Source organism: Micromonospora sp. NPDC007208 (genome assembly GCF_042869175.1).
Taxonomy (GTDB): Bacteria; Actinomycetota; Actinomycetes; order Mycobacteriales; family Micromonosporaceae; genus Micromonospora; species Micromonospora foliorum.
Map to the genome: position 1 here is coordinate 459,134 of NZ_JBIAFG010000001.1, position 18,143 is coordinate 477,276.

The window sequence follows — 18,143 nt, forward strand, 5'->3', positions numbered from 1 at the left end:
GATCGACGCGAGCGAGGCGAAGCGGAGCGGCGCGGTCAGAACTCCTGGTACATCACGTGCAGGCCGACCCGGCCCACAGTGGGGTGACGGAACGCGCCCGGCACGGTGCCGACCACCTCGAAGCCCTCCCGCCGATACAACCGCACCGCCGAGCTGTTGCTCTCCACCACGGCGTTGAACTGCATGCCGGCGTACCCCTGCTGGCGGGCCCAGGTCAGGGCGTCGCGGCACAGCGCGGTGCCCACGCCCCGGCCGCGCGCGGTGGCGGCGACCATGAAACTCGCGGTGGACACGTGCGCGCCCGGCCCGGGCCGGTTGGTGCCCATCTTCGCGGTGCCGAGCACCCGCTCACCATCGACCGCCACCACGGTCCGCCCCGGCGCCGCCTCGACCCACATGCCGTACGACTGCTCGGCGGTCATCGCCGGGTCGTAGGGGAACGTCTCCTGTGCCCGGATCACCTCCTCGATGATCGGCCACACCTGCGACCAGTCCCGGTCGACGAACTCCCGAATCAGCACCCGGGGCAGGTTACGGGCGGTGGCCCACCCCGGCAACGGAGATTCGGTTCAGCGAGTGCCGAGGGCGGCGAGCTCCTCGTCGAGCAGGGCCGCCAACCGGGCCTGCCGCCCGGGATGGCTGCGCGCGGTCATCCCGCGGCTGGGCATCTCCACGGTCATCAGCAGGTACAGGTGCAACCGGTAGAGACCGAGCCGGCGGCGTGCCGAAGCGTCCAACGCCAGCGGTTCGGGTGCGGCGGCCCGGTAGCCGCGCAGCAGGGGGTGCTCCGGCTCGTCCTCGACGCGTCGGAAAAGCAGTGGCGAGACCAGGTCCAGCAGCGGGTCGCCGTAGAGGTACCGCTCGCCGTCCACCAGGCCGCGCAGGCGCAACCGGCCGTCCCGGTCGGGCGCGGCCAGCACGTTGCCGTCCCAGCAGTCGAACTGCAACAGCGCCGGGCGGCGTACCGCGTCGAGCACGTCGGCGTGCCGGCCCACCAGTGCGTGCAGGCGGGCCGGGGTCACCGGTAGTCGGACGTCCCAGTCGGCCGCATCGGCCAGGAGCGCGTCGAGCATCGCCGTGAACGCCGCCCGCCAGGTCGGTCCGCCGGCCCGGTCGCCGTCGTACCCGAACCGTTCGCCGGTGACCCGGTGCAACGCGGCGAGGGCCACCCCCAGGTCGTAGCGCGCCGGGCCGTCGTCGACCGTGACACCGGTCTTGGCCAGGTCGGACAGCGACCGGCCGGGCAGCATCGCGGTGACCAACCACTCGCCGTACGCCGGGTCGGCGCCCCGGAAGAGCACCGGGGGGACGGGCACCTGCGGCGCCCGCTGCGCGACGAGCCGGAAGTACCGCTCCTCGGCGGCGCAGAGCCCGTGCTCGTAGCGCAGCAGCGGTGTTCCGGCCGGCGGAGCCAGCTTCAGCACCACCCGACTGTCGTCGTCGAGCAGCGCCCACCAGACCGTCGCGTACCCGCCGCCGGCCAGCGGACCGGCGTCCCGGACCCGGGCCTGTGGCCCGAACGACGCCGCGATCAGGTACGTCACGTCGGCGGGTGTGAGGCTCCGCTGGGTCGGGCTGGCACCGGTCACGACGTGGTGTCACCTCGCCGTGCCCGTGGCGCGGAACCCGCGGTGGCGGCGATCGACGGTGGGACGGGACCGGCGGTGTCGCGGCGGACCAGCTCGGCGGGAAGCACCTCGACCCGGGGCGCCGGGGCCCCGACGCCGAGCACCAGGGACATCGCCCGCACTCCCATGTCGACCAGGGGCAGGCGCACCGTGGTCAACGCCGGGGTCACGTCCCGGGCGATCGGCATGTCGTCGAAACCCAGCACCGAGATCTGCTGGGGCACCGCCAGCCCACGCGCGCGTAGGGTGGCCAGCGCGCCGATGGCCATCGAGTCGTTGAGCGCCACGATCGCGGTCAGCTCGGGGTCGGCGTCGAGCAGTCGGGCGGTGGCCTCGGCGCCACCGTCGCGGTCGAACTCCGCGTACCGGATGCGCCGATCGGGCAGCTCGCGGCCCTGCTCGGTGAGGGCCTGCCGGAGGCCGGCCAGCCGGTCGGTCGTGGTGGTCAGGATGCGCGGGCCGGCGACCACACCGATCGCCCGGTGCCCCAGCCCGCACAGCTCCCGCCCGGCGAGGTAGCCGCCGGCCCGGTTGTCCGGCATCACCGCGTCGCCGGAGTGCTCGTGCCGGCCGATCACCGCCACCCGTCCACCGGTGGCCTCGTACGCGGCGAGCTTCTCATTGAGCTGCCGGGTGAACGCCTCGTCGTGGTAGCCCGAGCCGGCCAGGATCAACGCCGCCACCTGGTGGCCGCGCAGCAGCTCCACGTACTCCAACTCGCGGTCCGGGTCCCGGTAGCTGTTGCAGATCATCAGCAGCCGGCCCTGGTCGGTGGCGACCCGTTGCAGCCCCCGGGTGATCTCGGCGAAGTACGGGTCGGAGACGTCGTGCACGATCACCCCGACCGCGCTGCGGTGCGAGCGGGCCAGCAGTTGGGCGTGCGCGTTGGGCACGTACTGCAACTCGGCGACGGCGGCGAGCACCCGTTCGCGCAGCTCGTCGGTGACCGGTTTGCTGCTGCCGTTGATGACGCGGGAGGCGGTGGCGGGTGAGACGCCCGCCCGGCGGGCCACATCGGACAGGGTCGCCATGGCCCGCCCCCTCGATCTGTTGACGGCGTTTCGTCGTGCCGGCTAGCGTCACCGTACCGCAGAGAAAGCCCTTTCCCGCAGGGAGGCCCGGCCATGTCCGATCGCTTCGCGGTACTTCAGCTCGACGACCTTCCCGCCCGAAGCTGCTCGTGCGGGACCACCCGCCGGGGGTTCATCGCCGAGAGCGAGGGCCAGGCCAGCGTGCACCTGCTCCAGGTGCAGGACGCGGTGACCCACCACCACCGGATCGCCACCGAGTACTACGTCGTGCTTGCCGGTGAGGGCGAGATCGAGCTGGACGGCGTACGTCACCCCGCCCGGCCGATGTCCGCGTTCCTGATCAAGCCGGGCTGCCGGCACCGGGCCATCGGCGACCTCACCGTGCTGCTGGTGTCCCTGCCGGCCGCGGACGACACCGACGAGTACTTCGATGCCTGATCGGCCCGCGCCGCTGCCGGGCGGGATCGGGGTGTCCCGGCTGCGCGTCTACGACACCGTGGCCTCGGACGGCCTGGTCGGTGGCACCCCGCACGTGCACCTGTGCTGCACCGAGGGGTACGTGGTGACCGACGGCGAGGGCGCGGTGCAGACCCTGACCACGGCCGGTTTCCGGGAGACGCCGCTGCGGCCGGGGGTGGTGGTCTGGTTCGAGCCGGGCACGGTGCACCGCCTGGTGAACGGGGGTGGCCTGACCATTGTGGTGCTCATGCAGAACAGCGGCCTGCCCGAGGCCGGCGACGCCGTGCTGACCTTCCCACCAGAGGTGCTGGCCGACCCGGCCGCGTACGCCGCGGCGGCGGCGTTGCCCGACGGGGGAGCGCCGGGCGCGGACGTGCGCGCCGCGTACCGTCGGCGGGATCTGGCGGTGACCGGCTTCCAGGCGCTGCGAGCCGGCGGGCCGGCGGCGTTGGCCGCGTTCCACGCCGCCGCGATCGCGCTGCGCCAGCCGCTGCTGGCGCGGTGGCGTCAGCGGTGGGAGGCCGGCGCGGGCCGCGCCGCCGCCGACACCGCCGGGCAGCTCGACGCCCTGGAGCGGGGGGACCCCGGGCACCTGGGCGAGGCCGGGGTGTACGCGGCGAACGAGCCGGTCGATCGGGGCCGGTTGGGCATGTGCGGCCTCCTCGACACCTACCCGACGGGCGGCTGACCGTCCCTTCGGGACAGCTGCCAGGCATCGGTGGAAACAGATCGAGGAAAGGCCTTGCCCGGCGTGAGGGTGCCGCCTACTCTCCAGGAAAGCGTTTGCCTGATCCGCCGACCGGCCCGGTCCACGAGTGCCGTTCCGGGCCCCGAGGAGGTTCCGTGTGACCGAGAACTCTTTGGACACGGCGGGCCGGCAGGCCGCCGCCGACAAGGCGGGCGGTGAGCGGGCAGCCGCTTCCACGCCCGGCGGCGCCGGTGCGACGGACGGCCTCGACGGTCCCGCTCCGTCCAGGGTGGTGGCACCGCCACCCGACCGCGCCGGCCGTCCACCACGCCCGACGCTCGGTCGCCGGGCGGCGGCCTTCGCCGACTCGCTCTGGCGCCCGGCGCTGGTGCTGGCGGTCTTCTTCGCCGCCTGGTGGTTCGTGGCCGCCCGGGAGTACGTCCCGAACTACCTGGTGCCCACCCCCGGCCAGGTCTGGGAGACGATGACCACCCAGTGGTCCGAGCTGGCCCGGCACACACTGGTCACCCTCTACGAGACGGTGCTCGGCTTCGTGCTGGCCGCCGCGTTGGGTCTGGTCACCGCGGTCGCCATCGCCTACTCCCGCACCCTGGACAAGGCGCTCTACCCGATCGTCCTGTTCGCACAGGTCATCCCGAAGATCGCCATCGCGCCGCTGCTGGTGGTCTGGTTCGGCCTCGGCCTCACCCCGAAGATCATCCTGGCGGTGCTCATCGCGTTCTTCCCGGTGGTCATCTCCGGCGTGGCCGGGCTGCGCTCCACCGACCCGGAGCTGCTCGACCTCGCCGCCACGATGGGCGCCGGGCCGTGGCGCACCTTCCGCAAGATCCGCTTTCCGAACGCGTTGCCGCACCTAATGGCCGGCCTGAAGGTGGCCGTCACCCTCGCCGTGGTCGGTGCCGTGGTCGGCGAGTTCGTCGGCGCCAGCGAAGGGCTCGGCTACGTCCTGTTGCTGGCCAACGGCAACCTCGACGCCCCACTGCTGTTCGCCGACCTGATCCTGATGTCCGCCATCGGCATCGTCCTGTTCGTCCTGGTCGAGATCGCCGAGGCACTGCTCATTCCGTGGCACGCCAGCCGCCGGGCCGGCGTGTCCCTCACCACCTCCTGACCGACCCCATCACGGAGGCACCGATGAAACGCACCGCCACCACCATCCTGGCCACCGCCGCCCTGCTCCTCGCCGCGAGCGGCTGCGGTGGGGACGACAACGCCGGCAGCACCAACGCCGACGGCAGCAAGCAGGTCACCCTCACCCTCAACTGGGTGCCCTACGGCGAGCACGCGCCCTTCTACTACGGCCTGCAGAAGGGCTACTACTCCGCCGAGGGCATCGACCTGAAGATCCTGCCCGGCAACGGCTCGGGCAACACGGTCAAGCAGGTCGCCCAGAAGCAGACCGACTTCGGCTGGGCGGACAGCCCGGTGCTGCTGAAGTCGGTGGCCAGCGGGATGCCGGTGCGCAGCCTCGGCGCGTACCTGGAGAAGGGACCCTCCTCGGTGGAGTTCTTCACCGAGGAGAACATCAAGACCCCGGCCGACCTCAAGGGCAAGACCGTCGGCGGCACTCCCGGCGACGCCCTCTACGCGACCTTCCCGGCGTGGCTGGAGAAGAACGGCCTCAAGAAGGACGACGTCAAGGTGGTAAACGTCGACGCCGCCGGCAAGATCGCCGCCCTGGCCGAGGGCAAGGTCGACGCCATCATGGGCTTCTTCCACGACCAGGCGCCCACCATCGAGAGCAAGACCGGCAAGAAGGTCGACGTGCTGCTCTTCGCCGACTACGGGATGAACCTGCTCGGCACCGGCCTGATCGCCAACACCCAGACCCTGCAGAAGGACCCGGAGTTGGTCCGCAAGTTCGTGAAGGCCACCCAGAAGTCCTGGGCCGACGCCGCCCGGGACCCGGCCGGCGCGGTGAGCGCGATGACAGCTCTGGCCGAGAACGAGCCGGCGCCCGAGGTGCTCACCAAGCAGCTCACGCTCAACATGCCGCTGATCGGCGCGGACGGCCCGCCCGGGGTGAACACCGAGGCCCAGTGGGCCGAGACCATCGACCTGATGTCCCGCTACGCCGAGTTGAAGGACCCGGGCGCGCCCAGCGCGTACTGGGACCCCTCGTACGCGGCGCAGGGGTGACCCGGTGACCGCCGCGCCGGCAGCCACCGGCACCGCCATCGGGATGTCCGGGCTGACCGTCCGGTTCACCACCCGACGGGCGCAGACCACCGCGTTGGACGACGTGTCGCTGGACATCGAGCCGGGCGAGTTCGTCACGATCGTCGGCCCGTCCGGCTGTGGCAAGTCCACCCTGCTGAAGATCGTCGCGGGGTTGGTCAAGCCGACCAGCGGCGAGGTGTCGCTGCTGGAGCGCCCGGTGCGTGGCCCGCAGAAGGAGATCGGCTTCGTCTTCCAGAAGGCCGCGTTGCTGGAGTGGCGCGGCGCCCGGGCCAACATCCTGCTCCAGGCCGAGATGCGCGGCATGGACCGGGCGCAGGCGGCCCGCCGCGCCGACGAGCTGATCGAGATGACCGGCCTGACCGGCTTCGAGAAGGCGTTGCCACACGAGCTGTCCGGCGGCATGCAGCAGCGGGTGGCGCTCTGTCGCGCGCTGCTGCACTCCCCGCCGGTGCTACTCATGGACGAACCGTTCGGCGCCCTGGACGCGCTGACCCGCGAGCAGATGAACGCCGAACTGCACCGGATCTGGCGGGAGACCGGGACCACTGTGGTGCTGGTCACCCACTCCATCGCCGAGGCGGTCTTTCTCGGCACCCGGGTCGTGGTGATGAGTCCCCGGCCCGGCCGCATCATCCGCACCTTCCCGGTCGAGCTGCCGGCGCACCGCGACTACGCGCAGGTGATGTCGGACTCCCGCTTCGACCGGCTCGCCACCGACCTGCGTGGGTTGCTCGGCAGCGCGGCCGCCAACCACTGAGCGCGGATCGGCACGACCAGCACGACGGAAGGAACACCATGACCCGCAGGTCGATCGGCATCATCGTCAACGGCGTGACCGGACGGATGGGCTACCGGCAGCACCTCGTCCGGTCGCTGCTGGCCATCCGCGAATCCGGCGGTGTGGCGTTGGCCGACGGCACCACCATCTGGCCGGAACCGGTCCTGGTCGGGCGCAACGAGACGAAGCTCCGTGAGCTCGCCGAACGGCACGGGCTCACCGACTGGACCACCGACCTGACCTCGGCGCTGGCCCGCGACGACGTCGAGATCTACTTCGACGCGCAGGTCACCCAGCAGCGGGAGAAGGCGATCCGGCAGGCCATCGAGGCCGGCAAGCACATCTACACGGAGAAGCCCCTGGCCGAGGACACCGCGGCCGCGCTCGACCTGGCCCGGGCGGCGGACGCGGCCGGCGTACGCACCGGTGTCGTACAGGACAAGCTCTTCCTGCCTGGCCTGCGCAAGCTCAAGCGCCTCATCGACGGCGGCTTCTTCGGCCGGATCCTCTCGGTGCGCGGCGAGTTCGGGTACTGGGTCTTCGAGGGCGACTGGCAGCCCGCTCAGCGGCCGTCGTGGAACTACCGGGCCGAGGACGGCGGCGGCATCGTGGTCGACATGTTCCCGCACTGGCACTACGTGCTGGAGGAGCTGTTCGGCCGGGTCACGGCGGTCTCCTGCGTGACCGCCACCCACGTGCCCGAACGGGTCGACGAGGCCGGTCAGGTCTACCAGGCGACCGCCGACGACGCCGCGTACGGGATCTTCGAACTCGACGGTGGCATCATCGCGCAGATCAACTCGTCCTGGGCCGTGCGGGTGTACCGCGACGAGCTGGTGGAGTTCCAGGTCGACGGCACGGAGGGCAGCGCCATCGCCGGCCTGCGCAACTGTCGGGTGCAGCACCGGGCGGTAACCCCGAAGCCGGTGTGGAACCCGGACCTGCCGGCCACCGAGGACTTCCGCGCCCAGTGGGCCGAGGTTCCCGACAACGAGGAGTTCGACAACGGCTTCAAGGTGCAGTGGGAGGCGTACCTGCGGCACGTGGTGGCCGGCGAGCCGTTCCAGTGGGACTTCCTGGCCGGCGCGCGCGGTGTGCAGCTCGCCGAGCTGGGGCTGCGCTCGGCCCGCGAGGGCGGTCGCATCGAGGTGCCGGAGCTTCAGCCGTGAGCGCGAGGAGTGAGCCGGGTTTGCGAGCCCCGCAGTCGCGAACGAAAGGTGGCTCAGCGACCGCCGAGGTGGTGCTGCCCGGTGGACGGCGCTACCGGCTCACCGGAGGCGGCGGCTTCGCCCGACCGGACGCGCCGGCGACCAGCCGGATCGCATACGCCGCCGCGCACGTGGTCGCCGACCCGGGCGCGGAGAACGTGCCAGGTGCCCCGGCGACGGTGGACTGGGACACCACCCTCGCCTTCCGACGGCACCTGTGGTCGTACGGGCTGGGGGTCGCCGAGGCGATGGACACCGCCCAGCGGGGGATGGGGCTGGACTATCCGGCCACCCGGGAGCTGATCCGGCGGAGCGCCGCCGAGGCCCGCGCGGTGGGCGGGCGAATCGTCGCCGGGGTGGGCACCGACCAGCTGCCGGTCGGCCCGGCCACCCTGGCGGCGGTCACCGCCGCGTACGCCGAGCAGCTCGCCGACGTCCGCGCCGCCGGGGCCCGGCCGGTGCTGATGTGTAGCCGGCACCTGGCCGCCGCCGCCCGCGGTCCGGAGGACTACCTGCGGGTGTACGACGAGCTGCTGGACGCCGCCGACGAACCGGTGGTGCTGCACTGGCTGGGTCCGATGTTCGACCCGGCGTTGACCGGCTACTGGGGTGCTGTCGACCTGGACCTGGCCGCCGAGACGGTGATCGAGCTGATCAAGGCGCACCAGTCCAGGGTGGACGGCATCAAGGTGTCGCTGCTGGACGCCGACCGGGAGATCGCGCTGCGTCGCCGTCTGCCGGCCGGGGTTCGCCTCTACACCGGTGACGACTTCCACTACCCGGAGCTGATCCGGGGTGACGAGGTGGGTCACTCCGACGCGCTGCTCGGCGTGTTCGCGGCCATCGCGCCGGCCGCCGCCGCCGCGCTGGCCGCCCTCGACCAGGGGGACCTGACGGCGTACGACGAAATCTTCGCGCCCACCGTGCCGCTGGCCCGGCACCTGTTCGCGGCGCCGACCTGGCACTACAAGACGGGGATCGTGTTCCTGGCCTGGTTGGCCGGGCACCAGGACCACTTCACGATGGTCGGTGGCGCGCAGTCCGGCCGGTCTCCGGCGCACCTGGCCACCCTGCTCACCCTGGCCGACGCGGCCGGGCTGCTGCCCGACGCCGACCTGGCCGCCGCCCGCGCCCGAGCGCTGTTCACCATCGCGGGGGTGACCCAGTGAGCGCGAGGAGTGAGCCGGTTTTGCGAGCCCCGCAGTCGCGAGCGAAGACCAGCCCACTGCGCCTCGCGCGCTTCTCGTTCAACCAGGCGACCGCCCAGCGCTGGCCGCTGCCCGAGGTGGTGGCCGGGTGCGTGGCGTCCGGCGTGCCGGGCATCGGGCTTTGGCGGGAGCCGGTGGCCGAGTACGGGTTGGCCCGCTCGGCGAAACTGGTCCGCGACGCCGGCCTCGCCGTCACGTCGCTGTGCCGGGGCGGGTTCTTCTCCGCCGAGGACTGGCGCGCGGAGAACCTGCGGGCCATCGAGGAGGCCGCCGCCCTCGGTGCTCCGGAGCTGGTGCTGGTCTCCGGTGGGCTGCCGGTCGGCAGCCGGGACATTGACGGCGCGCGGCGTCGGGTCGCCGACGCGATCGGCGAGCTGGCCCCGCACGCCGAGGCCGCCGGGGTACGGCTGGCCATCGAGCCGCTGCACCCGATGTTCGCCGCCGACCGGTGCGTGATCGCCACCCTCGGCCAGGCGCTGGACATCGCCGAGCGGTTCGACCCGGCGGTGGTCGGCGTGGTCGTGGACGCGTACCACGTCTGGTGGGACGACACGGTGTACGCGCAGATCGCGCGGGCCGCCGACCGGATCGCCGCGTTCCAGGTCTGCGACTGGGTGACCCCCCTGCCGGAGGGGGTGCTGCTCGGCCGGGCGCTGCCCGGCGACGGCTGCATCGAGCTGCGTCGGCTGCGTGAGGCGGTGGACGCGGCCGGCTACGTCGGCCCGATCGAGGTGGAGGTCTTCTCCGCCGAGGTGTGGGCGCGTCCGGGCGCGGAGGTGCTCGACGCGGCGATCGCCGGCTATCTGCGTCACGTTGTCTGACGTTCCCGAACGGCGGTGGCCGGCGGCGGTCGGCGCCTGGCTGGGCATCGGCACCGCACCCGCCACCCTGGTGCTCGGGGCGGCGATGGCCGCCCGGCACGGCGGCGCGGTGCCGGTGGTCGGGCTGCTGGTCGGCGGGGCGCTGATGGCGGGCCTGCTCTGGGGGCAGGGCCGGATCGGGCTGCGTCGGCCGCTCGGCGACGGCGGGACCTTGACCGCGGTGCTGCCCGCGTACCTGGGGGACACCTCGCGGCTGCTACTGGCGGCGGTGCTGGCCGTGTCGATGGTCGGTTGGAACGGGTTCAACGTCGGGCTCGGCGGGGCCTCGCTGGCCGCGCTCACCCACCTGCCGGGCTGGGCCGGGCCGGCGCTGCTGGAGGTGGCGGTCCTCGCCGTCTCCTGGGCGCCGGCCCGGCTCGGCAACCGGGTCGCGGTGGTCACCACGCTCAGCGCGGTGGTGCTGGTCGGCTGGTGCCTGACGGTCCTGCCACCACCCGGTGCGCCGGTCCGCCTCGCCGGCGGCGGGCTCGCCGACGCCGCCGCCCTGATCGGGTACGCGGCCGTGTTCGCGCTGCGCGCACCGGACTTCAGCGTGGGCCTCGCCCGGCGGCGGGACCTGGTCTGGTGCGTGGGGCTGCTGATCGGGCCGGCGCTGCTCGGGGTGCTCGCCGGCGCCGGCCTGTGGCTGCGGACCGGCTCGGCCGACGTGGTCGCGCTGCTCGCCGCCGGGTCGGGGCTGGCCGCGTACGCGAATCTGTTCGTCGCGGTGGCGGTCTTCGCGGCGGCGCTGACCACCACGTACTCCGGTTCCCTGGCCTTGCGGGGCCTGGCTCCCCGCCTGCCGGCGCGGGCGGCGATGCTGCTCGTCGCGGTGCTCGGTGGTCTGCTGGCGGTGGCGCGGTTCGACCGTCTGGTGCTGCCCTGGCTGACCCTGCTGGCCGCCGCGTTGCCGGTGCTGGTGGTGCCGATGGCCGTGGAAGCGGCGGCCCGTCGGCGCGGTCGTGTCCCGCGTACCGTGCCCGCCTGGTGCTGGGTGCCGCCGGCGCTGCTCGCGGTGGCCTGCACGCTCGCCGGGGTGGGCGTCGCCCCGCTGCTCGGGCTGGCCCTGGCCGCAGGCTGCACTGTGCTCTGGCGTCGCCGAGGAGACGCCGCCTAGGGCACGCGGCCGGGGCGAGGCCGGCTAGGCCGCAGCGGGAATGGTGGCGTCGATGAGGTGCGGGCCGGTCCGGGTCAGCGCCTCGGAGAACTGCTCCGCGAGTTGCTCGGCGGTGGTCGCGCGGGTGGCGGGCATCCCGAACGCGTTCGCCAGCCCGACAAAGTCGATCTGAGGGTTGGTCAGGTCGAACATCGGGTTGCTGTCGGGATCGGCGAGGCCGGGACGGTTGCTGAAGTATCCCCACTCCTGGCGCAGGATCGCGTACGCGTGGTTGTTGAGGATCACGTTGGTGATGTTCAACTGCTCGCGTACCTGGGTCCAGAGCGCCGTGGCGGTGTACATGACGCAGCCGTCGGCCACCAGCGCCACCACCGGCCGGTCGGGTGCGGCGACGGCGGCGCCGACGGCCAGGGGCAGGCCGTCGCCCATGGCACCACCGGTCTGCATGAGCACGTCGTGCCGGGGAGCGCCGGCGGTGGCGGCGGCGAGGGCGGTGCCGGAGCTCACGGACTCGTCGATGATGATGGCCCGTTCGGGTAGCAGCGCCGCGATGACGTCGGCCCAGTTCTGCAGGGTGAGGGTGCCCGTGGGTAGGGCCGGTCGGTGCGGTTCGGTGACCTGGGCGGCCGTGTCCGGTGCCACCAGGTCGGCAAGTCGGACCAGCGCGGCGCCAGCGTCCTGACCGACCTCGGCCAGCACGTGCGTCTGGGCGCCTTCGGGGACGAGGAGGCTCGGCTGGTCGGGGTAGGCGAAGAACGAGACCGGCGCCTTGGTGCCCGCGACGATGACGTGCCGTGCCCCGTGCAGTTGGTCGAGCACCTGGTCGGGATAGAAACCGAGGCGGGGGAACGCGGGCAGACCCGCTCCTCGTTCGACCCGGTTGGAGTAGAGCTCCTGGAAGACCCGGGTGCCGGTCGCCGCGCCGATGCGGCCCGCGGCCAGCAGGCCCGCCTCCCGCAGGGCCGTACCGCCGATCACCAGTGCGCTCGTGTCGCCGCTGCGAAGCACCTCCGCGACCTGCGTGATCACCTGCTGGTCGACTGTCGGCGCCGGCCGGGGGCGCACGGGCGCGCCGGCCGCGCCTCCGTCGGACCAGGACACGTCCGCCGGCATGATCACGGTGGCGATCTGCCCGGGTGGCTCCAGGGCGGCGGCGAGGGTGGCGGCGGCGTCCGGGCCCGCGCCGGCCGCGTCCTCGGGGCGGCGGACGGGGCCGCGCAACCATCCGGCAAGGGCGGCGATGTCGGAGTTCAACGGTGGGTCGAACGCGGTGTGGAACGTCGCGTGGTCCCCGACGATGTTCACCACCGGCGAGTTGGCGCGGCGGCTGTTGTGCAGGTTCGTCAGGCCGTACGCGAGCCCGGGCCCGAGGTGCAGCAGGGTCGCGGCGGGCTTGCCCGCGATCCGGGCGTAACCGTCGGCCGCACCGGTGACCACGCCCTCGAAGAGAGCGAGGACGCCGTGCAGCTCGGGAACCGCCTCCAGCGCTCCGACCAGGTGCAGCTCCGTGGTGCCGGGGTTGGTGAAGAGCACCTCGACCCCGCCGTCGACAAGCGTCCGCAGCAGTGCTTCCGCGCCGTTCACACACGTCACCCCATCGGCGATCTGATCAGCAGTGATTTGATACTAAGCTCGCATTTCGGACCACTGCTGCTAGGTTCCGGTAAATAGCCCGGTAGGTGAGGAGGGGATCCGATGGGACGCGGATGGGCCGAGCGGGGCTACCAGGCCCGGTGCCTGGACATCAGCATCGATCGCTCCTTCGACGACTTCCGGCGGCACTACGAGCAGGCCGTCCCGGCCTACGACGCGACTGCGTTCGACGCGCTGGTAGCCCGCAACGCCCCCTGGGACGATGTCCTCGCCCTCATGCGCGACCGCGCGCCGCACGACTTCCTCATCTACTGGAGCAGCGGCGACCTGCGACCGATGATGAGCCTCGCGGGCGACCCCACGCACTGCGTCGAATACCTGATGGGTAACCACACCACGGCTGAGCGGATGTTCCGCCACGACCCGGCGGCCATGCTGTACGCGCCGCTACGCACGTTGATCAGCGACGGGCCCGACGGCGGAGCACGGTTCGTCATCGAGCAACCCAGTCACGCGTTCGGCTCCTTCGGAGTGGACGCGATCCACGAGGTGGGTCTGGAACTCGACCGTGAGGTCGCCGCCCTCCTGACGCACCTCGGGGTGCCCGTGCCGGTGGGTCTGGCCGACTAGGGCAGCGGTTCGCCCTCAGGTGACGGGGCTTGGGTGTTGCTGGATCCTGTCTCGGCGTCGCGCCGCTGCTTGGGCTGGCCCTGGCTGGGGGGTGGCCGCCCTGCTCTGGCGGCCTCTGGAAAAAGTGATCTAGGCGCGGCCGGCAGAACGTGATCTTATACGCACCGGCGATCCGTAACACCGTGCAAACCATCGAGCAACCATCGGCGGCTTAGGTGGGGGAGCGCTCCCATGAGCGGATCGCGATCGAAGAAAAGCTCCACAAGGGAGCAACCGAAAGGAGCCTCGTGGCTACAGGCACGAGCGGAAACAGGCTGCGAAGACTAGCGATACCTACGCTTGTCGTCGCCCTGATCACCGGTACCACCGGTGTCGCGGGAACGGCGTCGGCGGCACCCGCGGATTCGCCGGGTAACGGCAGTGGCGCCGGTTACTTCACCGTCGGGTCCGACCGTAAGGTCACCCTGACCGACGGGGCCGACCGCCGACCCGGCGGCAACAGTGCGGCCACGCCGAAGGCGGCCGTCGACGAGAACGGCTCCGGGATGTACGTCGTCGAGTTGGCCGAGGACCCACTGACCACGTACACCGGTGGGGTGTCCGGTCTGGCCCGGACCCGCCCGGCGGCGGGTAACCGGCTGGACGTGACGTCGGCGCCGTCGCAGGCGTACCGCCGGCACCTCGACGCGCAGCGGGGCTCCGTCGCCGCCGCGTCCGGGGTCACGGTCAACGCCGTCTACACCACCGCCTTCAACGGATTCTCGGCCAAACTGACCGCCCAGCAGGTGAGCACGTTGCGGGCGGACAAGCGCGTCCGCGCCGTCACCGCCTCGCAGGCCCTCGGCACCCCCTCGGCGCCGCCCACCGCGACCACGGCGACCGCCGCCAACCCGACGCCCGCCACCGAGAGTGGCCCGGAGCAGTCGGCGGCGACGGACCGCTCCGGCCGGCCGGCCAAGCCTGGCCCCGGCACGGGCGCGGGCATGGTGATCGGCATCCTGGACACCGGCATCTGGCCGGAGAGCGCGTCGTTCGCCAAGAAGATGCCCGCTCCGGCGAACTGGCACGGCACCTGCCAGACCGGTGTGGCCTTCGTTGCCGAGCACTGCAACGGCAAGATCGTCGGTGCCCGCTACTTCGCCGACTCGTGGCTCGCCGGCGGTGGCTCGGTGCCCGAGGGTGAGTTCCTGTCCCCCCGCGACGCGGCCGGGCACGGCACCCACACCGCCTCCACGGCGGCCGGCCTGCCGATCTCGAACGTCACGATCGACGGTCGCCGCTTCGGTCCCATCTCCGGGGTGGCGCCGGATGCTCAGATCGCCGTCTACAAGGTGCTCTGGGGTGGCATGGGCTACGACGCCGACATCATCGCCGGCATCGACGCGGCCGTCGCCGACGGCGTGCAGGTGCTGAACTTCTCGATCGGCTCGCAGCTCGGCGACTGGGAGGCAAACACCCCCATCGGCATCGCCTTCCTCAACGCCACCCTGTCCGGGGTGTTCGTGGCGGCGTCGGCGGGAAACACCGGCATCGTGAGCGGGGCCATCAGCAACGCGGCGCCCTGGGTGACCACGGTCGGCGCGGCGGTGACGAACCTCGACGAGGCGACCATCAAGCTCGGCGACGGCACCAAGCTGGTCGGCGGCTCACTGGACGCGTTGCCCGGTGGCGACGCACGGCCGATGGTCTTCGGCGACCAGGCCGGATCGCCGGACCTGGGCGCGGTGTACTGCGAGCCGGGCAGCCTCGACCCCGCCAAGATCAAGGACAAGGTGGTTGCCTGCGCGCTGTCCGACACCTTTGCTTCCGCCGCCGAGGTGAAGGAGAAGGGCGGGGCGGCCATGGTGCTGTTCGACCCGGTCGGCAACTACCGGGTCAACTCCATCTACAACTTCCCGGTGGTCTACCTGCCGACGGAGAAGCAGGCCGGCACTCTGTTCAACTACCTGATGCGTCACCCCACCGACGCGAAGGCGACCGTGCGTACCGGCGGTGACGGTTCCAGCGTCCCCGGCGTACCCAGCGTCGCCGACTTCTCCTCCACCGGCCCGGACAAGGTGACCTACGGCGTCTTCAAGCCGGACCTGGTCGCCCCGGGGTCGGACATCATCGCCGCGGTCTCACCGGCGGGCAACTTCGGGCGACAGTACGACGCGTACTCCGGCACCTCGATGGCCTCGCCGTACGTGGCTGGCGCGGCAGCGATCCTGCACGCCACGCACCCGGACTGGTCGCCGGGCAGGATCGCCTCGGCGCTGCGGACCACCGCCACCGACACCGTTGGCACCAGCAACCCCCTGGACCAGGGCAGCGGCTTCATCAACCTGACCGGGGCCACCGACCCGGGACTGGTCATCGAGCCGACGGCGGCGGAACTGATCAAGTTCAGCGAGACGGCCGCGCCCGACGGCAAGGAACTCAACCTGCCGGCCATCTCGTTGCGCGAGTACGACGGGACCCAACCGGTGACCCTCACCCGCACCCTGACCAATGTGGGCAAGGCCCGGGAAACCTATCGGTCGTCGGTGTCCGGTCTGACCGGCATGAAGGTCAGCGTCACACCGGCGTCGGTGACGCTGGCACCCGGCAAGTCCGCGACGGTGACCATCACCGTGCGTCGGGGCAGCGCCCCCTGGGACCGGTACGTGACCGGGTCCATCACCTGGCACGGCAGGACCCACACCGCCCGCATCCCGGTCGCTGCCCGTCCGTGGGGGATCGCGGCCCGGCCGTACGGTGACGACGGGGAGGAGTTCGGCCGGATGGCCAACGGTGCCTTCGGTCTGGTCCAGCCGGGCTTCACCGGGCCGCTCGCCGGTCGCAGCACCGGTTACACGCCGATGCAGCGGGAGTCGTACTCGATTCCGGCCGGCGTCTACGGTGGGGTGTTCGACCCGAAGGCGTCCGGCGTGAAGAAGGTTGACTTCACCGTGCCAGCGAACACTGCCGGGATCGTCGTCGAAGCCAACACCGACGACCCGAACACGAACCTCGATCTCTACCTGTACAAGGGCGACACCCTGATCTACAGCAGTGACAGGTTCTGGACGAGCGCGGAGCAGGCGTACAAGTTCCTGCCCGAGCCAGGGCGCTACACCGCGTACGTGTTCGCACAGTACCCCGGTGGACCCGTCGTCGACTTCGAGCTGGGCCACGCCATCATCGGCCGTAACGCCAAGTATGCGGGTGCCGCGCTGACGTTGCCCTCCACGGCGGAGCGCGGTCAGGGCTTCAACTTCACGTTGAAGCCGAAGAAGCCGCTGGCCGAGGGTGATTTCTGGGCGTACACCGAGTACAGCACCAACGGCACGGTGGTCCCCGGGAACCTCGTCTACACCCAACAGAGTTCCTGGCAGTAACGGTTCAGTCAGCGGTGGGGCGGTGCCGAGCGCACCGCCCCACCGCCGCAACCACCGGTCAGGTCCGCCTTCAGGGCAGCGGGTACGCGGTCAGGCGGTCGGCGAGATGCTTCGGGTGGCTGAGCGGCACCGAGTGGCCGCCGTCAATCTCGTCCGGGACGACGCCGAGCCGGTCGGCGGCGACCCGGCGCTGGAAGTCCGCCGGGAAGAACCGGTCCTCGCGGGCGAGGAGCACCGTCGTCGGTACGTCTGGCCAGGAGTCCAGGGGCCACGGCTCGTCGCCCTCGGCGCTGATCTGGTCCCGGCTGTGTGTCGCTGCCTCCGCGACGACCTCGGCCGGCACGCCGTTGTAGAACTGCTGCTCCTCGCTGAGCCCTTCCGGGCTGCGGTAACCGGTGTTGGCCCACCAGTCACCGGGTCGCTCACCGGGCTTGGGGATCATCGGTGTGAGCAGGACGAGCAGCCGCACTGGCAGCTTGTCGGCGATCAGCGGCGCGGTGAACGCACCGTACGAGTGTCCGACGACTACGAGGTCCCTCCGGTCGCCGATCGCGTCGACGACCGTCTGGCGGAACTCGGCAAACCCGGCGGAGCTGTCCTCGATCGGCAGTTCCGGTACGACCACGTCGTGGCCGCGGCTGGTCAGCTCGGGGACGAGGAGATGCCAGTCCCAGGCGCTGCCCCCACCGCCGTGGATCAGAACGAAAGTCGCCATGCCCCGAAGCCTCACACACGGGTACGACAGCCACCGCTCGCGGCCTTGCCGATGGCCGGATGCAGGGGTTCAACCGACGGGAGGAGGCGCACGGTAGGGTGCCGTCGATGGGGTAGCGGCCACCCCTCGGAGGTAGTCCTCGGTGTGGCGTGAGTGACATCTACCGATTCGAAGGAAGCCCGGCATGAGCAGCCCACGCGAAACTTTCCTCCGACTGGTGAACGGTGTTTGCGACGGTCCATACGAAGACTTGGCCGATCTGTACGCCGAACAGACCCATGTCACGCATCCGTTCCACCCGCTCAACCCGCCGCCGCTGCGTAGCCGCAACGAACTGCACGAGCACTTCACCGCGGCGCCTCCGGTCGCCCGGACGCTGGTCCGTCAGCCAGTCGACGTGACGATTCATGAAACTGTGGACCCGGAGGTGATTGTCGCCGAGTTCGCCTATCAGGGGCGGGTAGCCGAGACAGGTGAGGCATTCTCGGTGCCATGCGTCTTCGTGATGCGTATCCGCAATGGGCTCATCATTGAGTCCCGAGATTACATCGACCCCATAGCCAGCGCGCGGGCATGGGGTCAACTCGACAGCCTCCTGACCGCACTCCGTCCGCAAAAAGACACCACCGCCGAGGGCGCAGCCCGACCTTGAGCAGGTGCGCCTATA

At 71.6% G+C, this 18,143-nt stretch carries 17 protein-coding genes; 12 read left to right on the forward strand and 5 right to left on the reverse strand.

Annotated features, from left to right (window positions below; all coding sequences use genetic code 11):
• Positions 1–35 precede the first annotated feature (35 nt).
• The 3 genes from ACFYL6_RS01895 to ACFYL6_RS01905 are packed head-to-tail and all read right to left on the reverse strand — an operon-like array spanning position 36 to position 2,659.
• Entirely contained in the window at positions 36–521 is a 486-nt protein-coding gene (locus ACFYL6_RS01895) for a GNAT family N-acetyltransferase (protein WP_387166166.1), read from the reverse strand.
• 48 nt (positions 522–569) lie between these two features.
• Positions 570–1,589, reverse strand: a complete 1,020-nt coding sequence (locus tag ACFYL6_RS01900) for a phosphotransferase family protein (RefSeq protein ID WP_387166168.1) — start codon at positions 1,587–1,589, stop codon at positions 570–572.
• A complete protein-coding gene (locus ACFYL6_RS01905; protein ID WP_387166170.1) occupies positions 1,586–2,659 on the reverse strand; it encodes a LacI family DNA-binding transcriptional regulator in 1,074 nt (357 codons plus the stop codon). Before ACFYL6_RS01905 ends, ACFYL6_RS01900 begins: the two co-directional genes overlap by 4 nt.
• Positions 2,660–2,752: 93 nt before the next feature.
• On the opposite strand from ACFYL6_RS01905, the gene ACFYL6_RS01910 reads away from it, so the two are divergent.
• From ACFYL6_RS01910 to ACFYL6_RS01950, 9 genes are all read left to right on the forward strand, one after another.
• Positions 2,753–3,097 carry a cupin domain-containing protein gene (locus ACFYL6_RS01910; protein ID WP_387166172.1) on the forward strand — a complete coding sequence of 115 codons (345 nt, stop codon included), beginning with the start codon at positions 2,753–2,755 and terminating at the stop codon, positions 3,095–3,097.
• Positions 3,090–3,806 (forward strand): cupin domain-containing protein, encoded by a 717-nt coding sequence (locus tag ACFYL6_RS01915; protein ID WP_387166174.1) that lies wholly within the window; start codon positions 3,090–3,092, stop codon positions 3,804–3,806. Before ACFYL6_RS01910 ends, ACFYL6_RS01915 begins: the two co-directional genes overlap by 8 nt.
• 157 nt (positions 3,807–3,963) lie before the next feature.
• Positions 3,964–4,938 carry an ABC transporter permease gene (locus ACFYL6_RS01920; RefSeq protein WP_387166176.1) on the forward strand — a complete coding sequence of 325 codons (975 nt, stop codon included), beginning with the start codon at positions 3,964–3,966 and terminating at the stop codon, positions 4,936–4,938.
• Positions 4,939–4,961: 23 nt separating this feature from the next.
• Positions 4,962–5,966, forward strand: a complete 1,005-nt coding sequence (locus tag ACFYL6_RS01925) for an ABC transporter substrate-binding protein (RefSeq protein ID WP_387166178.1) — start codon at positions 4,962–4,964, stop codon at positions 5,964–5,966.
• 43 nt (positions 5,967–6,009) lie between these two features.
• Positions 6,010–6,765 carry an ABC transporter ATP-binding protein gene (locus tag ACFYL6_RS01930; RefSeq protein WP_387166822.1) on the forward strand — a complete coding sequence of 252 codons (756 nt, stop codon included), beginning with the start codon at positions 6,010–6,012 and terminating at the stop codon, positions 6,763–6,765.
• A gap of 38 nt (positions 6,766–6,803) precedes the next feature.
• A complete protein-coding gene (locus ACFYL6_RS01935; RefSeq protein WP_387166180.1) occupies positions 6,804–7,955 on the forward strand; it encodes a Gfo/Idh/MocA family protein in 1,152 nt (383 codons plus the stop codon).
• 68 nt (positions 7,956–8,023) lie between these two features.
• The gene (locus tag ACFYL6_RS01940) at positions 8,024–9,163 is read left to right on the forward strand and encodes a dihydrodipicolinate synthase family protein (protein ID WP_387166825.1); all 1,140 of its coding nucleotides are present in this window, start codon (positions 8,024–8,026) and stop codon (positions 9,161–9,163) included.
• A 56-nt stretch (positions 9,164–9,219) separates the two neighbouring features.
• The gene (locus ACFYL6_RS01945; RefSeq protein ID WP_387166828.1) at positions 9,220–10,023 is read left to right on the forward strand and encodes a sugar phosphate isomerase/epimerase family protein; all 804 of its coding nucleotides are present in this window, start codon (positions 9,220–9,222) and stop codon (positions 10,021–10,023) included.
• A complete protein-coding gene (locus ACFYL6_RS01950) occupies positions 10,016–11,179 on the forward strand; it encodes a hypothetical protein (protein WP_387166182.1) in 1,164 nt (387 codons plus the stop codon). Before ACFYL6_RS01945 ends, ACFYL6_RS01950 begins: the two co-directional genes overlap by 8 nt.
• A gap of 24 nt (positions 11,180–11,203) precedes the next feature.
• Here the strand turns inward: ACFYL6_RS01950 and ACFYL6_RS01955 are convergent, their stop codons facing one another.
• Entirely contained in the window at positions 11,204–12,763 is a 1,560-nt protein-coding gene (locus tag ACFYL6_RS01955; protein ID WP_387166184.1) for an acetolactate synthase large subunit, read from the reverse strand.
• A gap of 111 nt (positions 12,764–12,874) precedes the next feature.
• Between ACFYL6_RS01955 and ACFYL6_RS01960 the strand changes: the two genes are divergently transcribed.
• A complete protein-coding gene (locus tag ACFYL6_RS01960) occupies positions 12,875–13,402 on the forward strand; it encodes a hypothetical protein (protein WP_387166186.1) in 528 nt (175 codons plus the stop codon).
• 287 nt (positions 13,403–13,689) lie between these two features.
• Entirely contained in the window at positions 13,690–16,761 is a 3,072-nt protein-coding gene (locus ACFYL6_RS01965; RefSeq protein ID WP_387166188.1) for a S8 family serine peptidase, read from the forward strand.
• A gap of 70 nt (positions 16,762–16,831) precedes the next feature.
• Here ACFYL6_RS01965 and ACFYL6_RS01970 read toward each other — a convergent pair whose 3' ends face one another.
• Positions 16,832–17,476, reverse strand: coding sequence for an alpha/beta fold hydrolase (locus tag ACFYL6_RS01970; RefSeq protein ID WP_387166190.1), 645 nt, complete (start codon positions 17,474–17,476; stop codon positions 16,832–16,834).
• Between the two features lie 184 nt (positions 17,477–17,660).
• On the opposite strand from ACFYL6_RS01970, the gene ACFYL6_RS01975 reads away from it, so the two are divergent.
• A complete protein-coding gene (locus ACFYL6_RS01975; protein ID WP_387166192.1) occupies positions 17,661–18,128 on the forward strand; it encodes a nuclear transport factor 2 family protein in 468 nt (155 codons plus the stop codon).
• Positions 18,129–18,143 lie beyond the last annotated feature (15 nt).